At 65.3% G+C, this 18,174-nt stretch carries 17 protein-coding genes and 2 pseudogenes; 11 read left to right on the top strand and 8 right to left on the bottom strand.

All coding sequences use genetic code 11. The features are described 5' to 3' along the window. Positions 1-18: 18 nt before the first annotated feature. Genes JI745_RS23815 through JI745_RS23805 form a run of 3 tightly spaced genes read right to left on the bottom strand, consistent with a single transcriptional unit; the run spans position 19 to position 1,323 of the window. Positions 19-504 carry a hypothetical protein gene (locus tag JI745_RS23815; protein WP_201812838.1) on the bottom strand — a complete coding sequence of 162 codons (486 nt, stop codon included), beginning with the start codon at positions 502-504 and terminating at the stop codon, positions 19-21. Continuing rightward, positions 501-695 (bottom strand): hypothetical protein, encoded by a 195-nt coding sequence (locus JI745_RS23810; RefSeq protein WP_201812837.1) that lies wholly within the window; start codon positions 693-695, stop codon positions 501-503. The genes JI745_RS23815 and JI745_RS23810 overlap by 4 nt, the downstream gene beginning before the upstream one ends. A 4-nt stretch (positions 696-699) precedes the next feature. Beyond that, a complete protein-coding gene (locus JI745_RS23805; protein ID WP_201812836.1) occupies positions 700-1,323 on the bottom strand; it encodes a hypothetical protein in 624 nt (207 codons plus the stop codon). A gap of 279 nt (positions 1,324-1,602) precedes the next feature. Here JI745_RS23805 and JI745_RS23800 point away from each other — a divergent pair, with 279 nt between their 5' ends. From JI745_RS23800 to JI745_RS23785, 4 genes are all read left to right on the top strand, one after another. Next, on the top strand, positions 1,603-2,763 hold the full coding sequence (locus tag JI745_RS23800) for an MFS transporter (RefSeq protein WP_201812834.1): 1,161 nt from the start codon (positions 1,603-1,605) through the stop codon (positions 2,761-2,763). 172 nt (positions 2,764-2,935) lie between these two features. Then, positions 2,936-4,441 carry a DEAD/DEAH box helicase gene (locus JI745_RS23795; protein ID WP_201812832.1) on the top strand — a complete coding sequence of 502 codons (1,506 nt, stop codon included), beginning with the start codon at positions 2,936-2,938 and terminating at the stop codon, positions 4,439-4,441. Between the two features lie 12 nt (positions 4,442-4,453). Then, entirely contained in the window at positions 4,454-5,107 is a 654-nt protein-coding gene (locus JI745_RS23790; RefSeq protein WP_201812828.1) for an NAD(P)H-binding protein, read from the top strand. Between the two features lie 127 nt (positions 5,108-5,234). Further along, on the top strand, positions 5,235-5,756 hold the full coding sequence (locus JI745_RS23785) for a hypothetical protein (RefSeq protein ID WP_201812826.1): 522 nt from the start codon (positions 5,235-5,237) through the stop codon (positions 5,754-5,756). Positions 5,757-5,829: 73 nt separating this feature from the next. Here JI745_RS23785 and JI745_RS23780 read toward each other — a convergent pair whose 3' ends face one another. From JI745_RS23780 to JI745_RS23770, 3 genes are all read right to left on the bottom strand, one after another. Beyond that, entirely contained in the window at positions 5,830-6,003 is a 174-nt protein-coding gene (locus tag JI745_RS23780) for a hypothetical protein (protein WP_201812825.1), read from the bottom strand. 81 nt (positions 6,004-6,084) lie between these two features. Then, on the bottom strand, positions 6,085-7,128 hold the full coding sequence (locus JI745_RS23775; RefSeq protein ID WP_310738760.1) for a CaiB/BaiF CoA-transferase family protein: 1,044 nt from the start codon (positions 7,126-7,128) through the stop codon (positions 6,085-6,087). A 4-nt stretch (positions 7,129-7,132) separates the two neighbouring features. After that, the gene (locus tag JI745_RS23770) at positions 7,133-7,984 is read right to left on the bottom strand and encodes a 2OG-Fe(II) oxygenase (RefSeq protein ID WP_201812820.1); all 852 of its coding nucleotides are present in this window, start codon (positions 7,982-7,984) and stop codon (positions 7,133-7,135) included. A 208-nt stretch (positions 7,985-8,192) separates the two neighbouring features. Here JI745_RS23770 and JI745_RS23765 point away from each other — a divergent pair, with 208 nt between their 5' ends. Then, the gene (locus JI745_RS23765; RefSeq protein WP_201812817.1) at positions 8,193-8,873 is read left to right on the top strand and encodes a hypothetical protein; all 681 of its coding nucleotides are present in this window, start codon (positions 8,193-8,195) and stop codon (positions 8,871-8,873) included. A gap of 29 nt (positions 8,874-8,902) precedes the next feature. Here the strand turns inward: JI745_RS23765 and JI745_RS23760 are convergent, their stop codons facing one another. Both JI745_RS23760 and JI745_RS23755 read right to left on the bottom strand, forming a co-directional pair. Next, positions 8,903-12,115 (bottom strand): error-prone DNA polymerase, encoded by a 3,213-nt coding sequence (locus JI745_RS23760; RefSeq protein WP_201812815.1) that lies wholly within the window; start codon positions 12,113-12,115, stop codon positions 8,903-8,905. 240 nt (positions 12,116-12,355) lie between these two features. After that, positions 12,356-13,348, bottom strand: a pseudogene (locus JI745_RS23755) (integron integrase); the annotation flags it as partial. A gap of 109 nt (positions 13,349-13,457) precedes the next feature. On the opposite strand from JI745_RS23755, the gene JI745_RS23750 reads away from it, so the two are divergent. From JI745_RS23750 to JI745_RS26565, 6 genes and pseudogenes are all read left to right on the top strand, one after another. Then, on the top strand, positions 13,458-13,838 hold the full coding sequence (locus JI745_RS23750; RefSeq protein WP_201812810.1) for a hypothetical protein: 381 nt from the start codon (positions 13,458-13,460) through the stop codon (positions 13,836-13,838). A gap of 193 nt (positions 13,839-14,031) precedes the next feature. Next, positions 14,032-14,241 (top strand): hypothetical protein, encoded by a 210-nt coding sequence (locus tag JI745_RS23745; RefSeq protein WP_201812808.1) that lies wholly within the window; start codon positions 14,032-14,034, stop codon positions 14,239-14,241. Between the two features lie 413 nt (positions 14,242-14,654). Then, positions 14,655-15,125 (top strand): DUF6998 domain-containing protein, encoded by a 471-nt coding sequence (locus JI745_RS23740; RefSeq protein ID WP_201812806.1) that lies wholly within the window; start codon positions 14,655-14,657, stop codon positions 15,123-15,125. 91 nt (positions 15,126-15,216) lie between these two features. Beyond that, a complete protein-coding gene (locus JI745_RS23735; protein ID WP_201812803.1) occupies positions 15,217-16,914 on the top strand; it encodes an ATP-dependent endonuclease in 1,698 nt (565 codons plus the stop codon). A 104-nt stretch (positions 16,915-17,018) separates the two neighbouring features. Beyond that, entirely contained in the window at positions 17,019-17,456 is a 438-nt protein-coding gene (locus JI745_RS23730; protein WP_201812798.1) for a DNA/RNA non-specific endonuclease, read from the top strand. Between the two features lie 515 nt (positions 17,457-17,971). Then, positions 17,972-18,174 (top strand): annotated as a pseudogene (locus tag JI745_RS26565) (replication initiation protein); the annotation flags it as partial.

The following is an 18,174-nucleotide window of genomic DNA, read 5'->3' as shown; positions in this document are numbered from 1 at the left end:
CGACGCAGCGGCCGGGCCTTACTTCTCCAGGCACTCGATGAGCAGCTTGCGGCCGCCATCGAGGCGGGCGCGGATCTTGTTCGAGCGGTTCTTGCAACGTGAGCGCTCGGCCGTCCAGCCCTTCCACTCCGACGAGCCGACGTCGAAGCTCGCGTTGGGCCCGCAGTCTTCGGCCGTGTTGTCGGCGTAGAGCTTGCAGCCGAAGCCGCCGTGGATGTTCCTGACGCGCCAGGTGCCGGCGTCGAAGGCGTTGCCCTTGGTGGAGTGGCACCACCAGCGGATGTACCCGTCTTCGCTGAGCTTCACGGTGAAGGGCGGCGTCCAGTCCGTCTTGCCGTTGTGGCGCTTCAGGAAGACGGGGTCGCCGGAGGGGTGGGGGCCGTTGCCCCAGTTCACGATCGTGACCTCGTGGCTGCAGCGGTCGGTCATGATTTCGTTTTTTTTCTTGGCGAGGGTGCTGGCACTGCAGACGAGCAGCGCGGCGATGAGAAACAGCGTCTTCATGGGGTGCTCCTTGTCTCGGTGGGTCCATCAGGCAGGTCGCCGAGCGTGCTGCCACGGGTGGCAGACGCCGGCGCCGGCTCGGTGAGTTCGTCGGCGTAGCCGCTGGCGGGCGAGGCCCCGCCGCAGGCCGCGAGGTAGGTGCAGGCCACGGCCACGATGGCCGCGACGACGATTCGCAGAAGGCTTGTCATGGCGTCACTCCCGGATGGGGATCTCGCGCAGCTCGGCGCGGTCCACGTAGAAGAGGCCGCCGTTGGCCGCCTGGTTGAAGACGACCAGCATGTCGGTGTTCGACAGCGAGTTGGTGCAGACGCGCAGCTGCTCCCACTCGCCGATCTTGCTGGTCCACGCCACCGGGCCGCCCGTCATCGCGCGCGACTGGATGGCGACCTGGCCGCTGCGCACCATCACCCACACCGAGAACATGTAGGCCTTCTTCGGGTCGAGCGCATGGCTCTGGTAGATGCCGCCTTCGTTGCCGCCGGCGCGGAAGGCGAGGAGGTAGCTGCCGCCCGGGCCGGGCGCGCTGCCGGCGACCAGCGTGGAGCACACCGGCGCGCCGGCGTTGCTGCTGTGCATCTGCCAGTGGGCCGCAGCCGAGGTGACGGGCGACGGATCGCCGTTCTGCCAGCACTTGGCGGTGCCGATGGGCACGCCGGGCGCGGGCACCTCGAAGTTCGGGTTGAGCGCGAGGTTGCCGCTCAGGAAGAAGTAGTCGGGGCAGGCACTGGCCGCCGGTGAGGCGGCTTGCGCCGTGGTGGCGATGGCCACCGAGAGCGCCGCGGCCAGGGCCACGGCGCGGGGAAGGGTGCGTGTCATGAGGGTCCTCCTATGGGATGAACGCGGTTGCGGCATCGAGGGCTGCCTTCGCCTTGATGCTCATGTCGGTTCTCCCGGCTTGCGCCGGCTCACCACGAGACGGCTTGCCTGGAAAGACGTGAACCGACGCGGGCACGGATCACGCACCCCTCGTTACGGGGGGCTCGTCCCTCCGATGGATGACGACCTGTCGGGAGGCTGGCAGCAACGATGGCGTGGTGACAGCGGCGACAGGTCCTTTCTGCTACGGTCGCCGCTCTTCGCCTTCTGACGCCTCTCATGCCGCGCCTTCTGATCCTGCTCAGCCTGTGCAACCTCGTCATCGGCACGGGCGCCTTCGTCGTGAGCGGCATCCTCGAGCCGCTCTCGCGCGGGCTCGGCGTGAGCGTGGCTTCGGCCGGGCAGGCGATGACGGTCTACGCGCTCGCCACCGCGGGGCTCACGCCGCTGGCGCTGATCGCCACGTCGCGCTGGTCGCGGCGTTCCGCGATGTGCGCAGGCTTGCTGATGTTTGCCGGCGGCAGCCTGGTGTGTGCGCTGGCGACGCACGTTCTCGTCCTTTTCGCAGGCCGTGTGCTGATGGGCGTGGGCGCGATGTTCACGCCGCTCGCGGCGGGCATCACCGTCGCACTCGTCGAGCCGGAGAAGCGCGGCCGTGCGCTGTCGTTCATCTTCCTCGGCATGAGCTTGAGCCACGTGATCGGCGTGCCGCTCGGCGCGTGGCTCGCGTTGCGCTACGGCTGGCCTTGGCCCTTCGTGCTGGTGATGGGCATGGCGCTCGTGGCGGCCGCGACGCTCGCGCTCGTGCTGCCGAGGCAGCTGGCGGCGCCGACGGTGAGTTTCGCCGGGCTGTCGAGCGTGCTGAAGAACGCCGCTGCGTGGTGGATCCTCTCGCTCACCGCGCTCTACTTCATGGCGATCTTCATCGTGTGGTCGTACATCGCGCCGGTGCTGCAGGCGCTCTTCCCCATGTCGGGCGATCGCCTCTCAGCCACGCTCATGCTCTTCGGCGTGGCCGGCGTGGTGGGCACGCTGCTCGGCGGCTGGGCCAACGACCGCTTCGGCCCGCGCAAGACGCTGATGGCGCAGCTCGTGCTGATGGTCGTCACGATGGCGCTGGTGCCGCTCACGCAGGGCCACTACGCCGCGATGCTCGCGACCTTCATGCTGTGGACGGTCGCCGGCTTCGGGATGATGGCCCCGCAACAGACACGGCTTGCGGTGTTGTCACCGACGCAGGCGCCGCTGCTCTTCTCGCTCAACAGCTCGATGGTCTACGTGGGCACGGCGCTTGGCGCCGCGGTGGGCGGTGCGGCCTCGTCGGTGGTGGGCATGCAGCACCTCGCGTGGCTGAGCGTGCCGCTGGGCCTCCTGGGCATGGCCACGGTGTGGATCAGTGCACGGCCCGCGTCGCAGCAAGCCCACACGGCCCCGGCGTGAAAGGGCACGGCGGCTAGAATCGCGGCACCGTCGCAGGCCCAGTCACTGCGCCGCTGTCAGTTCTGACATGAGCCAGCCCGGCCCGAGAGGCTCCGCCCGGCTCCCCTTCCCCCTCTGCCTGCGACTGGCGCTTGGCACTCAAGCGACAGGCCGATCGTTCTTCCCCTTATCCATGTCTTTTGATTCTCTCGGCCTGGCCGAGCCGCTGCTGCGTGCCGTTCACGAACAGGGCTACGACACTCCCACCCCCATCCAGGCGCAAGCCATTCCCGTCGTGCTGCAAGGCGGTGACCTGCTCGGCGGCGCACAGACCGGCACCGGCAAGACCGCCGGCTTCACGCTGCCGATGCTGCACCGCCTGATGCAAAAGCCCTCGGTGCGCGACGCGCGCGGCCGCCTGCCGATCCGCGCGCTGATCCTCACGCCCACCCGCGAGCTCGCGGCGCAGGTCGAGGAAAGCGTGCGCAACTACGGCAAGCACACCAAGCTCACCTCGATGGTGATGTTTGGCGGCGTCGGCATGCAGCCGCAGATCGACAAGCTCAAGAAGGGCGTCGACATCCTCGTCGCGACGCCGGGCCGCCTGCTCGACCACGCACAACAGCGCACGCTCGACCTCAGCCACATCGAGATCTTCGTGCTGGACGAGGCCGATCGCATGCTCGACATGGGCTTCATCCACGACATCAAGAAGGTGCTCGCCCTCCTGCCGCAGCAGAAGCAGAGCCTGCTCTTCTCGGCCACCTTCAGCGACGAGATCAAGACGCTCGCCGATCGCCTGCTCAACAAGCCGGCGCTGGTGGAAGTGGCCCGCCGCAACCAGACCAACGACGCCATCGCGCAGAAGGTGCACCCGGTCGGCCGCGAGATGAAGAAGGAGCTGCTCGCGCACCTGATCAAGGAAAACGATTGGCACCAGGTGCTGGTCTTCACCCGCATGAAGCACGGAGCCAATCGCCTCGTCGAATTCCTGCTGAAGCAGGACATCAGCGCGATGGCCATCCACGGCAACAAGAGCCAGAGCGCGCGCACCAAGGCGCTGGCCGACTTCAAGAGCGGCGAGCTGCAGGTGCTGGTGGCCACCGACATCGCCGCACGTGGCATCGACATCGACCAGCTGCCCCACGTCGTCAACTTCGAGCTGCCCAACGTGCCCGAGGACTACGTGCACCGCATCGGCCGCACCGGCCGCGCCGGTGCGCAGGGCGAGGCGGTGTCGCTGGTGTGCGTGGACGAGAACATCTTCCTGCGCGACATCGAGAAGCTCATCAAGCGCGAGATCCCGAAGGAAATCATCCCCGGCTTCGAGCCGCACCCGAGCGAAAGGCCCGAGCCCATCGTGCTCGGCCGCATGACGATCGGTGAAGGCGTCAAGCGTGGCGGTGGTGGCGGGCATCGCCATGGGGGCGGCGGTGGCGGATCGCGCGGCGGAAACGCCGGCGGTGGCCACGGCCGGCCGGCGCAAGGCCGCCAGGAGCAGAAGCCTGCGCCGCGGGCCCCGGCGCCATCGCACGGACAAGCGCAACCGCGCAATGCCGGCGCTTCGAGCCACCCGCCGCGGCCAGCACCCTCGGGGGCTGGCCGTGCGCCGACGCCCAAGCCGCAAGGCCCGCGGCCGGAGCCGCGCCGTGAAGGCTCGGGCCGGCCGCAACCCCGGCTGACCTCGCCCAAGCGCTAAGCCCGGGCCGCCATGCCCAGTTCACCCGACACCGCCCGCCATGCGCTGATCGCCGGCGCCACCGGGCTGGTCGGGCGGGAGCTGCTGCCGATGCTGCTCGCCTCCCCGCGCTACGCGCAGGTGCACGCGCTGCTGCGCCGCCCGGTGCCCGAGCTCGCGGCCGCCGGCAAGCTGCAGCCGCACGTGGTCGACTTCGCGTCGCTGCCGCCGCTGCCACCGGTCGACGACGTGTTCATCGCGCTCGGCACCACCATCAAGGTCGCAGGTTCGCAGGCCGCATTCCGTGCGGTGGACTTCGATGCGGTGGTCAACACCGCCGTGGCCGCACGCGCGGCGGGTGCCACGCGGCTGGGCGTGGTGTCGGCGCTCGGTGCGAATGCCTCGTCCGGCGTCTTCTACAACCGCGTCAAGGGCGAGATGCAGGAAGCGGTGAGCGCCCTCGGCTACGAGCGCGTCGTCATCGTGCAGCCTTCCCTGCTGGTCGGCGACCGACAGGCACTCGGCCAGCCGGTGCGGGCCGGTGAGGTGTGGGGCGCGAGGCTCCTGGGCTGGCTGCCGCGCAGCTTGCGCCCGATCGCAGCCGATCAGGTCGCCCGGGCGCTGTTGCGCGAAGTGGCCCGGGGCGAGCCCGGCGTTCACGTGCTCCGATCGGGACAACTCTATTGACGGGCGCAGTTGTCACAAATGGTTCCCGGCGTGGGGCAAAACCCCTCTGCCGTTTGCAGGTTGTCGCCCACACCCCGGCGCATGCGCTAAAAACGTGGCTTTCAGCAGTAACCGTGGAGTAAGTCACATGCGCACCCCTTGGCACACCGCCTGGCAAGGCCCGGATCTGGTCGTCTTCCGCGACGACACGGAGGTCGACCGCTTCGCCGCAGCGCAGATCGAGCGCGTGGTCTTCGTCTACCGCGGCCATGGCGACACCCCGGGCGACCTGATCTACGCCGTGGTCGAGTTGCCCGACGAATACGTGCTGTTGCCCGTCGAGACCGGCTTTGCCGGCCGGGTCAACTTCGAGCGCCTCGACTTCTGGGCCGAGAAGCAATGCATCTACTGGGTGCCGGAGGGCAAGGCGTCGCTGCCGGCCCGCCTGCGCCGCAGCGTGTGGCTGCTGCGCCCGGGCGCGCCGTCGTACACCCGGGTGCCGCGCAGCGAGCTGCAGGGCCGCGTGGAGCAGTGGCCCCTGGAAGGGCCGCAGACCTGGGAGCAGCGCAAGTGGCTGCGCATCGCCAACAGCCGACCGTTTGCCGGCCTCAACCCGATCACGCAACCCGGCGAGTTGAGCGAACACCCGCCGACACGGCGCCGGGCCTGACTCGGCCCCTCGGGCTTCACAGGCCCATGAAAAAACCCGGCCGAGGCCGGGTTTCCTTTTGGAGCGGTGACGCTTAGGCAGCCGAAGCAGCCTTTTTGGCAGCCTTGGTCTTCTTGGCCGCGGCCTTCTTTTCAGCCTTGGCGGCGGCCGGCTTGGCTTCCTTAGCGGGAGCGGGGGCCGAAGCGGCCTGGGCGAAAGCGCCCATCGAGAAGGTGGCGGCGACCAGGGCAGCGATGATCTTGTTCACGTGAAATTCCTTTGCAAAGGGTTGAGAGCATTCCGTGCTCTCGGTCCACAACGCCCCCTGGAAAGCGCCCGTTGACCGTTTTCAGGAAAAAAGTTCCCTGAAAGATGCATTCAGTGGGTGGGCCAGGGCTTCGTCCAGGCGCAGCACGGGGGTCACGCAACAGTCCACGCCGTCGAAGAGCGCCACCCAGTGCGAAAGCGGCTGGCTCTTGAACACCTGCATCAGCTCGCCGTGCAAGGCGATGGCCTCCGGCCCGCCCACGGCCAGCCCCAGCGACCAGTGCCGTGAGGCCCAGTCGGGGTGGCCCACCGCCTGGCACAGGCGCTGCCAGAACGGCAGCTCCAGGGCGCCCACGGCCAGGTGGCGCGCATCGGCGGTGGCGTAGACGCCGTAGCACGGCGCGCCGCCCGACAGCAGGTCCCGCGCCTGTTGAGGCGCCCGGCCGGTGCGCGTGACCGTCATGCCGGCCAGCACGTGGTGGCGCAGCACCTCGTGCGTCATCGAGATGTCGACGAATCGGCCCTGCCCCGTGCGCTGCACCGCGAGCAGCGCCGCGAGGATGCCCTGCACCGCCGCCTGCGTGCCGCCCATCAGGTCGCCGATCTGGAAGTTGGGCGTGATGACCTCGCCTTCGTGCGTGGCCAGTTGCTCCAGCACGCCGGCCATCGCCACGTAGTTGAGGTCGTGCCCCGCGCGGTGGGCCCAGGGGCTGTGCTGGCCATAACCGCTGATGGCGCACATCACGAGGCGCGGGTAGCGCGCATGCAGCGCCGCCCAGCCCAGGCCCAGGCGGTCCATCACGCCGGGGCGGAACCCTTCGACGAGCACGTCGGCCCCTTGCAGCAGCGCGTGCAGGCCGGCCACGCCCTCGGGCGTGCGCAGGTCGAGCCGGTACAGCGACTTGCCGGCGTTGAGCTTGCGGAACATCAGCCCGGGCTCGCCTTGCTGGCGCTCGGCTTCGGTGCGCCAGAGCTGGCGTGCGCCGTCGTCCTGCCCTTGGTCGGCGGGGCCTTCGACCTTGAGGACCTCGGCGCCGAGCTCGCGAAGGTGCTGCGTGGCCAAGGGCCCGGGCAGCAGGCGCGTCAGGTCGACGATGCGGATGCCTGCGAGCGGGGCATCCAGCACGGTGTCACTCAAAGCGGCCTTCGCGCATCCATTTGGTCGCGACCCACTTCTCGCCGGCCAGCACCGGCGCGCCGCCGTGCAGCGTGCGCGTCATGGGGTGCGGGCGGTCGTAGCTGAAGAAGACCGCGTTGCCCTTGATCGGCGCGACCTCCACGTGCACATCCGGGAAGGTGGTGCCACCGCCCCCCTCGGGCGTGTTGAGGTAGGTGACGACGGTGCCCACACGCTGGCCGCCACGCTTGAGGATGGTGGGGGTGCCGGGCTGGGCGGGGTCGAAGTAGTCGTAGTGCGGCTTGTATTCGGCGCCCGGGCGGTAGCGCAGGATCTGCAGGCCTTCGCCGTTCTCGACCGGCCAGTTGAGCAGCTTGGCGATGCGCGTCTCGATGCGCGAACACAGCGCATGCTCGCCGCGGCCGAAGAACATGCCATCGCTCGTGCGCGCCGTGTTGACCTCGCTGCCACCGGTGTTGGTGACCACCGTCTCGGAGCGCGCGAGCCGGGGCTTGGCGAGGGCGATGAGCTGGTCGCACTCTTCGTGCGAGAGCAGGTTGCCGAAGACGATGACACGCGGGTTGCGCATTGCCATCAGGACCTGGACCTCGTGACCGTCGACCACGATGGACGCCGGCGAGCCCAGCAGGTCGGGCTCGGGCACCGGCACCGGCGCGGGCAGGTTGTTGGCCTTGGCGTGCTCCTTGAGGAAACCGGTCAGGGTGTCTTCGAGCGCGCCGAGCGCCACGTCTTCCTGCCAGCCGCTGGCCATCATCGATTTCAGGACTTCATCGGGCGGACGGCCGGCCTTGGCCTGGTCGATGATCCATTGGCGCAGCTCAGGGGTCACGGCTTGTGCACTCATGCACGGATTCTGCCGGATCACACCGTCATACGGCTGCAAAAGCCCAGTGGGCCTGCACGTCGCGTGAGGGAAATTCCCTCCCTGTCTTTCCTGGCCGCGGGTGCGAACTCGGAAGAAGTGTGGAATTCGCCTCTTGTTCACGCGGTCACGATCGACAGAATCCGTTACTTACTCTGCCCCCTTCATCCCCTTCGCAACCACGACTGCCATGCACAACAAGAGCTTCGTCACCTGGCTTGCGCAGATGCTGCTGGGTTTCGGCTGCTTTGTCGGCGGCCTCGAGTGCGCCCGCATCTTCTGGAGCAGCTCCTGGGAAGTGGTGGGCGCCGGTGCGACGGTGTCGGTGCTGGGGCTGGTGCTCATCGTGGTGGCCGAGCTGCGCGAGCGCCCGCAGCGGGTGCTGCGCCGTGCCCGCCGCTCGATCAGTTTCCCGACGCAATGGGCGGTGCGCTTCGACAAGAGCGTGCCCAATGGCGGCGTGATTCCGGTGGCGGTGATCCGCTCGGATGGCGTGCGCTTCGTGATCGACATCCAGGGCTTCGCCGAGGCCGAATGGAACGACCCGCTGATCGGTGAATCGCTGCTGGTGGGCCCGCGCGGCAAGAAGTTCAAGCACGACCCGGTGGGCCCCTTGATGCAGGCAGCCGAGGCGTGGAGCGCCACCGCCATCCTGTGGCTGCCCGAAGCCAAGAGCCCGCGCAACCTGCGCCAGGCAGGCTGCAACCTGATCGTGGTGATGGGCGGTGCGCGCGAGCTCAAGCACGTGCTGCGTGGAGCCGAGATCGCACCGCGGCGCGACGCGACGCTCGAGATGACCATGCCCCCACGCCGCGGCAGCGGATCGAAGTCACGCAAGAGCTCGCAGGTGGGCGCGCCCGAGATGGCCTGAGCCGTCTCGCCTTGTCTCTCTCCATCCCTTCACTTGAAATCGCGGCTGCGGCTCTCGAGCCCGGCCAGCAGATGCGTGTGGTCAATCACCTTGGCTGCCACCAGGTGCATCACCGCAAACCGATCGTCGCCCTCGCGCTGCCACTGGCCGTAGACCGTCATCAGCCGTGAGGCGAGCAGCGGCTGACGCTGCGTCTCGACCACCTGCGGCCAGGCAATGATGTTGATGGCGCCGGTCTCGTCTTCGAGCGTGATGAACATGGTGCCGTTGGCCGTGGGCGGCCGCTGGCGGTGGGTGACGATGCCGCTCGCCCGCGCCAGGCGGCCGCTCGGGTAGGTGTGCAGCGTGGCCGCGGTCTCGACCTTGAAGGCCCTCAGCTGCTCGCGCAGCATCGCCAGCGGATGGCGGCCGAGCGTGAGGCCGACCGACTGGTAGTCGGCGCGCATGTCGTCGAACTCGCGAGGTGGTGCCAGGACGGCGGGCTCTTCGTGCACGCGCGTGGCGCGCAGCATCGCGGTCGGCCGGGTGTCGATGCCGGCCACGGCCCAGGCCGCCTGGTGGCGATGGCCCGCCAGGGCCTTCAGCGCATTGGCATTGGCCAGGGCCTTGAGTTCGCGGGCGTCGAGCCGCGCGCGGCGCGCGAGGTCCTCTGCGCTGAGAAACGGGGCGTTGGCACGGGCCGTGAAGATGCGCTCGGCCGCGTCGATCGACAGGCCCGACACCATGTTCAGCCCGAGGCGCACCGGCCTCAGGGGCGCGTCGAACGCACGGCCCGCCCGGTCGATCCCCAGCGGCAGCCCTTCGAGCGACGCTTCCCAGGTGCTGATGTTCACGTCGACCTCGCGCACGTCGACCCCGTGCGCACGCGCGTCGCGCACGAGCTGCGCCGGCGCGTAGAAGCCCATCGGCTGGCTGTTGAGCAGGCCGGCGAGGAAGGCATCGGGGTGATGGCACTTGAGCCAGCTGCTCGCGTAGGCGAGGAGCGCGAAACCGGCAGCGTGGCTTTCGGGGAAGCCGTATTCGCCGAAGCCCTGGATCTGCTTGAAGATGCGTTCAGCGAACTCCCTGTCGTAGCCCTTGTCGACCATGCGGCCGACGAGCTTGTCGTGAAAGGGATTGAGGTCGCCATCGCGCTTCCAGGCGGCCATCGCGCGGCGCAGCCTGTCGGCTTCGCCTTCGGTGAAGTCGGCCGCGAGGATCGCGATCTGCATCACCTGCTCCTGGAAGATCGGCACGCCCTTGGTCCGGCCGAGGGCTTCTTTCAGCCTGCCGGGGTATTCGATCTGATCGTCGGGCAGGTTGCGGTTCTTCAGGTAGGGGTGGACCATGCCGCCCTGGATCGGCCCGGGCCGCACGATCGCGACTTCGACCACCAGGTCGTAGTACTTGCGCGGCCGCAGGCGCGGCAGCATGCTCATCTGCGCGCGGCTTTCGATCTGGAACACGCCCACCGTGTCGGCGGCGCAGATCATGTCCCACGTCGGGTCGTTCTCCTCCTCGGGCAGCTCGTGGATGCAGACCTCCCGGCCGAGCTTTCGGGCCAGGAACTCGAGCGAGCGCCTGAGCGCGCTCAGCATGCCGAGCGCGAGGATGTCGACCTTCATCAGGCCCAGCGACTCCAGGTCGTTCTTCTCCCACTGGATGACGCTGCGGTCGGGCATGGCCGCGTTTTCGACCGGCACCCATTGGGCAAGCTCCTCGGACGCGATGACGAAGCCGCCCGGGTGCTGGCTCAGGTGGCGGGGCGTCCCGATGAGCTGGTGCGTGAGCTCGAGCCAGAGGCGGATCAGCGAGGACTGCGGCTCGAAGCCGCACTCGCGCAAGCGCTCTTCTTCCACGCGCAGATCGAACCAGTGCACGCTCTTGGAGACGGCCTCGATGCGCTGCAGGTCGATGCCAAGTGCCCGGCCCACGTCGCGCAACGCGGAGCGCGGCCGGTAGCGGATGACGACGGCGGTCAGCGCAGCACGATGGCGGCCGTACTTGGCATAGATGTGCTGGATGACCTCTTCGCGCCGCTGGTGCTCGAAGTCGATGTCGATGTCGGGCGGCTCGTTGCGCTCCATGCTGACGAAGCGGCCGAAGAGCAGGTTGGCACGCTTCGGGTCGACTTCGGTGACGCCCAGGCAGAAGCACACCAGCGAATTGGCGGCACTGCCGCGGCCCTGGCAAAGAATGCCCTGCTCCCGCGCCCAGGTGACGATCTCGGCCACCGTGAGGAAGTAGTGCTCGTACTTCATCTGGCGGATGAGCCGGAGCTCCGTCCTGATCTGGCGCAGGTGCTCCTTGGGCAGCGGCTTGCCTGCGTAGCGCCTGCGGATGCCATCGAAGGTGAGCTTGCGCAGGTGGCTGGACGCCGAGCGCCCCGCGGGCACCAGCTCCTTGGGGTAGCTGTACTTCAGCTCGTTGAGCTTGAAGGTGCAGCGCTTGGCGAGCTCGACGCTGCGCGCCATCCACTCGGGCCGGTACAAGCGCCCGAGCCGCACCCGCCGGCGCAGGTAGGCCTCTGCGTTGGGAGCGAGTTCATCGCCGCACTGCGCCATCGGGCGGTTGAGCCGGGTCGCGGTCAGCACGTCCTGCAAGGGCTTGCGGGAACGCACATGCATCAGCACTCCCCCGGCCGCGACGATGGGCAGACCAGCGATGTCTGACGCCTGGCGCACCATGTCGAGCAAGCGTGTATCGCCACTCTCATTGCGCAGCTCGATGGCGATGACGGCCCGCTCCTGCAGCCAGGTCTTCAGCCAGCGGGCATGCGCCAGCACCTCCTGGAGCGGCTGCTGCGCGTTGGGCACGAGCAAGGCCAGGCAATCCGGCAGGCCGGCCAGCATGGGCAGGGTGGGGATTGCGCCTTCCAGGTCACTGGGGTGCGCCAGGTAGCGGCCCTTGTCGGCACGGTTGCGCGCGAAGGTGATCCAGCGCGAAAGATTGGCGTACCCGCGAAGGGTTTGCGCAAGCAGCACGAGGTGCGCATGCGGCTGCCCCGACTGGGGTTGATGCAGACGCATCTCGCTGCCGATGACGAGGTGGAGTTCGTGCTCCTTCGCTGCGTGATGGGCACGCACCACGCCGGCCAGCGAACACTCGTCGGTGATCGCGATCGCGCTGTAGCCGAGCTTGACCGCACGCTCGACCAGCTCTTCGGGATGCGATGCCCCGCGCAGGAAGCTGAAATTGCTGAGGCAGTGCAGCTCGGCGTAGTCGGGCAGGCCGATGCGCGGAGCGGGTGACGGGGGCGACATGGCGAACGGCTTTCCACATCGGGCGACAACAACAGGACGGTGGCCGCCGCGGCGGCCTCACCCCAGGGCCGCCAGGTGCCGGGCCGGCACCAGGTATTGCGCGACCGGCATGCACACGCGAGGCGGCGGCATGTCGGGGCCGACACCGTAGGCGCCGGCCCCGTCAGCGTGATCGACATCGTCGTCTTCATGATGGGCGACGACGCGGATCTCGCCGCCCTGCTTCGCCCCGAGCACATCCAGACCCGCCAAGGCATCGAGCGGGCTGCGCACCCCACCACCGCCGACCTTGAGCACATGGGTGTAGATCATGGTCGTGCTCACGTCGGCATGGCCCAGCAGCTCCTGCACGGTGCGGATGTCGTAGCCGCTTTGCAGCAGGTGCGTGGCGAAGGAGTGGCGCAAGGTGTGCGGCGTGGCCGGCTTGACGATGCCGGCCTGCACCAAGGCTTTCTTGAAGGCGCGCTGGAAGGCCTGCTCCAGCACATGGTGCCGGCGCTCGAGGCCGGTGCGCGGGTCGTCCGACAGCTTGTCTTGCGGGAAGACCCAGAACCACGTCCACGACGAGGCGGCTCGCGGGTACTTGCGCGCGAGTGCATGCGGCATGTGGATGCCGCTGCGGCCCGCATCGCGGTCACGTTGCCAGTGCTGGCGCGCCAGGTCGAGCTGCTCGCGCAAGGCGGGGATCAGCGAAGCTGGCAGCATCACCACACGGTCCTTGGCGCCCTTGCCTTCTCGCACGACGATGGCACGGCGGGAGAAGTCGACGTCTTTCACACGCAGGCGCACGCCCTCCATGATGCGCATGCCCGTGCCGTAGAGCAGGCGGCCCATGAGCTGATGGGCGGGAGGGAGGTGGGCGAGCACCCGCACGACTTCGTCATGCGTGAGCACCACCGGGAGACGCACCCGGTCCTTGGGGCGGCCGATCTCGTTCATCCACGGAAGGTCCTGGCCCAGCACCTTCTGGTAGAGGAAGAGCAAGGCCGACAAGGCCTGCTTGTGCGTGGCCGCGGCAACCTTGCGCTCGTTGGCCAGCCATGACAGGAAGCTCTCGACCTCCGGCCCCGCCATTTCAGCCGGGTGGCGCATGCCGTGAAAGCGGATGTAGGCCCCGACCCAATGCACGTAGGTGCCTTCCGTGCGGATGCTGTAGTGGAGGTAGCGGATGCGCTCGCGCAGCTGGTCGAGCAGGCGGTCGGATTGCAGCGGGGGCAAGGGCGGGTGGTCCATGGAGAGCATGCGTTGCGTGCGACGAGGTCCGACTTCATGATACTGTATATTCATACAGCACATTCGTGTGCGTTCGCCGTTCGAGAGACTCGCAGGGAAACTGCAAGACATGGTCACGCCAGCCTGGAATCGCACGCGGGTCACCAAGAAGTACGCTCCTTCACAACCCGGCGCCCGCAAGCTCGCGCAGCGATACGGCGCACACCTGGTGTGCGTGCGACACCGACAGAACCTGGAAGGGACGATCCGCTACACGACGGTCGAACTGCTGGTTGAACAGATGCCGATCACACCCCGAAAAACCGTCGAATTGCTGGCGGTGCGGCTGCGCGGTGAGCCCGAGTTGCGCCGACAGGTCATGGCGCTTGGCGGCCAATGGGACGGCAGCCTGGGCGCATGGTGGATCGCCAAGGGGATCGTCAAACGGCTGAGGTTGATGGATCGCGTGGTGGGCGGCAATGCTGATTCGATGGAACGAGCATCGGGGTGAGGTGGCGCGCAGCGCAGGCGACCTGTTATGTGCTTGGTCGGGGCTGGTACGCTTCGGACAAGTTTGAGAAGTGGGTAGATATGGCTTCCACATCTGTCCATTTGTGGGCGCATGTCGCTAGTTGTGGGTAGATGCGGCTGTTTGGATTGATGTCCATATCACGTTAGGCGTCGCAATGCTCTCGCAGCACGTCATGGAGCTCATCGGAGGTCTGGCCGCGCTTGTTTTTGGCATTCATGCAATCGCCACAAAGCGCGTCGCCTTCACCGGCAACGACGATGAACCAGAAACTTGGATCTATGGCACACGAGCAGTCGCAATTGGTTGCGTTGCTCTTGCTACGGCGGGCGTCTTCTTCGCATCTGCGGTGGGCATGATCCATTGGTCAGCCTTCAGTCTCTAGGCAGCATCGGCATGGAAGTCTTCCAACACAAGTTCTTGCCGTTCGGCAGCTTTCTTGCTCTAGGCATCCTTCTCTGGGCAAGTTGGTCAGCTTTCAAACGGCGCACAAACTGGCCGCTAGTTGGCTGGGTCTTCTTCCTCGGCGCAGTCGGTTCGGCCGCAACCGTAGCCGCCCTAGTAGCAACCTATCGCCTGCCGTGGATGTTCGCCTGCCTAGATTGCTTGGCCGCCAAGCCCTGGTACTCATACACACTCACTGCCATTCAAGGGTTTGGCTTCTTCGGAGTGTTCGCTCTCGCAATCCATCGCCTATACATTCGTAGTCATGCGAGCGCCGCCTAACCCTTCCATCGAGAGGACGCTGCCCGGCAAGCCGGTCAGCGCCTCTCATGTCAAACGTTAGGCATCGCCAGCATGTCCAAGCACCAAGCTCTCACCGAAGGTCTCGCTCTCGTGTTTCAGGGTATCGAGCGCCTCGTCACCTCGTTTCCGAGCCGGCGGTTCACGATTGATGGCCGTCTCGTCGGAGATGTAGGTGAAGTCATTGCAGAACTGGAATACGAAGTTGTCTTGCATGAGACTTCTCAGCCTACCTACGACGGGACGACGCTAGATGGCAGGAAAGTTCAGATAAAGGCAACCTTCAAAGATAGCCTGGCGCTAAGAGCACAACCGGATTACCTGCTTGGCTTCAAGCTCTTCCCAAATGGAACTTTTGAAGAAATATTCAATGGGCCAGGGGATGTCGTCTATGCAAAGTACGCTCATCGCAAAGGCATAGGTGAGACGCAGATTTCAGTTCCAAACTCCGCCTTGCGAGAGCTTTCGAAATCTGTTCCAAGCAGCCAAAGAATCGCCAGAAGAAAAGAAGTTGGCGCAGGGTAAAAGCGATGCCTAACCCTTCCATCGAGAGGACATGCCCCGGCAAGCCGGGTCATGCCTCTCATGTCAAACGTTAGGCTTCACGAGAGACAACATGCGCCTCGTTTCCTTCTCAGTCACGAATTTTCGAAGCATTACTGACGCGCACAAGATTCCGATCGGCGATTCGACAGTCTTGCTTGGTCGAAACAACGAAGGAAAATCGAACGTACTGCGAGCGCTTGGAATCGCGATGCGTGCACTTTCCACTCACGCGAGCGAAGATGCATTTTTCTACCGAGATGCTCGTGAAGGCCACTCGTACTCTTGGCGAAGAGACTTTCCGATCTCGCTGCAGACAAGGACTAGCGGACTTGAATCGATCTTTCGGCTCGAATTTGAACTCTCGTCGACCGAGATCGAGGAGTTCCGAGAAAAGGTCAAAAACAACTTGAACGGCAACCTCCCGATTGAAGTTAAGTTTGGTAAGACCAATCGGCCAGAGATCAACGTCAGGAAGCAAGGTCCCGGTGGGCCCGCGCTATCTGCCAAATCGGCAAAGGTCGCAAAGTACATCGCGGAGCACATCCAGTTCATTTACATCCCCGCCGTTCGAACAGAGGATGAAGCCCTCTCGGTAGTTCAGGAGATGCTGTCCCTGGAACTCGCGCAGCTTGAGCGAAACGACCAGTACGCGGCTGCGCTCCAGAAGATTGCTGATCTGCAGCAGCCGATTCTCGACAAAGTGTCTATTTCGATTCAAAAGTCGCTGACGCAGTTTCTGCCGGGCATCAAAGGGGTCAAGGTGCGCGTTCCTTCGTCGGCGCGCAAGGTTGCACTACGAAGCCAATGCCAAGTTGAGATCGACGACGGCTCCATGACCCTTCTCGAATACAAAGGGGACGGAGTTAAGAGTTTGGCTGCGCTTGGTCTGCTAAAAGACAAGGAGGCCTTCGCAGGAGCATCAGTTGTCGCGATCGAGGAGCCTGAGTCCCATCTGCATCCCGGCGCCATGCATAGTCTCCGAGAAGTCCTCGATTCGCTAACCGCGAACAACCAAGTGGTCCTCACAACGCACTGCCCACTCTTCGTAGATAGAGCATCGGTAGGCCGAAACATCCTCATCGACCGCAGCAAGGCCAAGCCTGCGCGTGACATAGCATCCATCCGATCTCTTCTTGGAGTTCGTGCTTCCGACAATCTCGTGAACGCCAGCCACGTCTTGGTTGTTGAAGGAGATGAGGACCTAATCGCTTTGAGTTCCATTCTTCCAGCGATGAGCACAATCATCGCTAAGGCATTGAAGCAGTATCACCTTGTCATTGAGCCGATCGGTGGCGCAGGCAATCTGTCGTACAAGCTATCCCTACTTTCCAATGCCCTTTGTGTGTCGCACGTCCTCCTGGACAACGATGAGTCCGGCAAAAAGGCGTACGCCAAAGCTCTTGATGAAAGGACCTTGCGAGTCGCCGACACCACGTTCATAACGTGTCGAGGAATGGCGCAGTCGGAGATGGAGGATACGTTTGATCTTCCAGCCTACGAAAAGGAGGTGCTAGCCGAGTTTGGCGTCGATCTCAATGACTCTGCGTTCAGAGGAAACGCCAAATGGTCAGACCGCATACGGGCATGCTTCGAAAAGCAAGGTAAGCCATGGAACGACGCAATGAAAGTGCAGGTCAAGGCTGTCGTCGCGCAATCGGTAGCCAAGCGCCCTGCCGATGCACTGAATAGCCACAAGCGTTCAGCTATCGACGCGCTTGTCTCAGCTCTTGAGCGAAAGCTTGGCACAAAGGGCGAGACCTCGCAGTGAAGCCTAACCCTTCCATCGAGAGGACGTCACAAGGGCTGCGCCCTTGCGCCGCCTCTCATGTCAAACGTTAGATTTCAGCCAATCAGGCGCCAGAGGAAATGCCAATGAATCCAAGTCTCTATCGTGCCTTTGCCTGGTTGGTCCTCTTCGCCATGGCTGCCGGATGCGCCACTCAAACCTCCGCCACGGCGGACCGAACGTCGACAGCCTTAACGCCTGGGAAAACCCAGGTCGACTATGCGCACGTCGATACGCGAGACAAGGCCCAAGCACTTCATCGGAGTGGAAAACTGCAACGGGCGCATTTGTTCCCGCTTGCCGCCGGAGGACAAGACGCCGAGGTTAACGTCATCTATATCCCCGAGAAATCGGCTAACGAGAAGGCAAGAATCGACAGCGAGATCCTGAAGATGGCAGCCAGCGGCGCAACCGTTCGCTACAGCGCAAAGCCGGTCTACAAAGGCAACAGCTTCGTTCCATCTCAGCTTGTCATCAGCGTCACCGGTGCACAAAACACTCAATACGTCGTCGATATCTGGTAGGGCACGAAGCTGAAATCTAACCCTTCTATCGAGAGGACGTCGCCCGGCAAGCCGGGCGCCGCCTCTCATGTCAAACGTTGGGCGGCACTGATGAAATGCCGTGCCATGCGAGAAGTCGTTGAAGAGCCAGCCACCGCGCAAGTTCTTCTTGCCATGCTTGGCCTCTCGGCTGTTCATATCTGTTCTCGGCGCTGCAACCTCAATGCAAGGCCGTGAGGCACTCACAAAGCTTGGCCGGGCCTATCCAGGCCTTGCGTCAGCGCCACTTGCCTTCCAAGCGCCGCTCGCTTCGCAGCTTCTAGCCAGTCAGTGGGTTAGCCGCCGCGGGTGCCCTGGGCGTCCGGCGCTTGGCTGGCTGCGCATTGCCCTGCCCGCACACGGCGGCTAAAGTGGCTCGCCAGTCGCGGCAGCAATACATCGAATGTTCGGTGCCGCCCAACCCTTCCATCGAGAGGACCCGCCCCGGCAAGCCGGGTCGGGCCTCTCATGTCAAACGTTAGACCGCATTTAGTTCGATGCTTCGATACGCTTCTCTTCTCCTTGCCACGCTCAGCGGGCTATCGGTTCAAGCGGTAGGCGCGGAGAGCCAGTGCTACGGCACAGTCAGCAACGGGCGCATCGAAAACAGCGTGAAGCTGCCAGAAAGTGGAAAGAACTTCAGCGCCTACAGTTCTCTAGGCACAACCGCCGGTCGAACTCATGTTCACTCCAAAGTCGC

The organism is Piscinibacter sp. HJYY11 (assembly GCF_016735515.1).
Lineage (GTDB): Bacteria > Pseudomonadota > Gammaproteobacteria > Burkholderiales > Burkholderiaceae_C > Rhizobacter.
The sequence above is the reverse complement of the archived record's forward strand: the minus strand, read 5'-3'. Positions and strand labels throughout refer to the sequence as shown.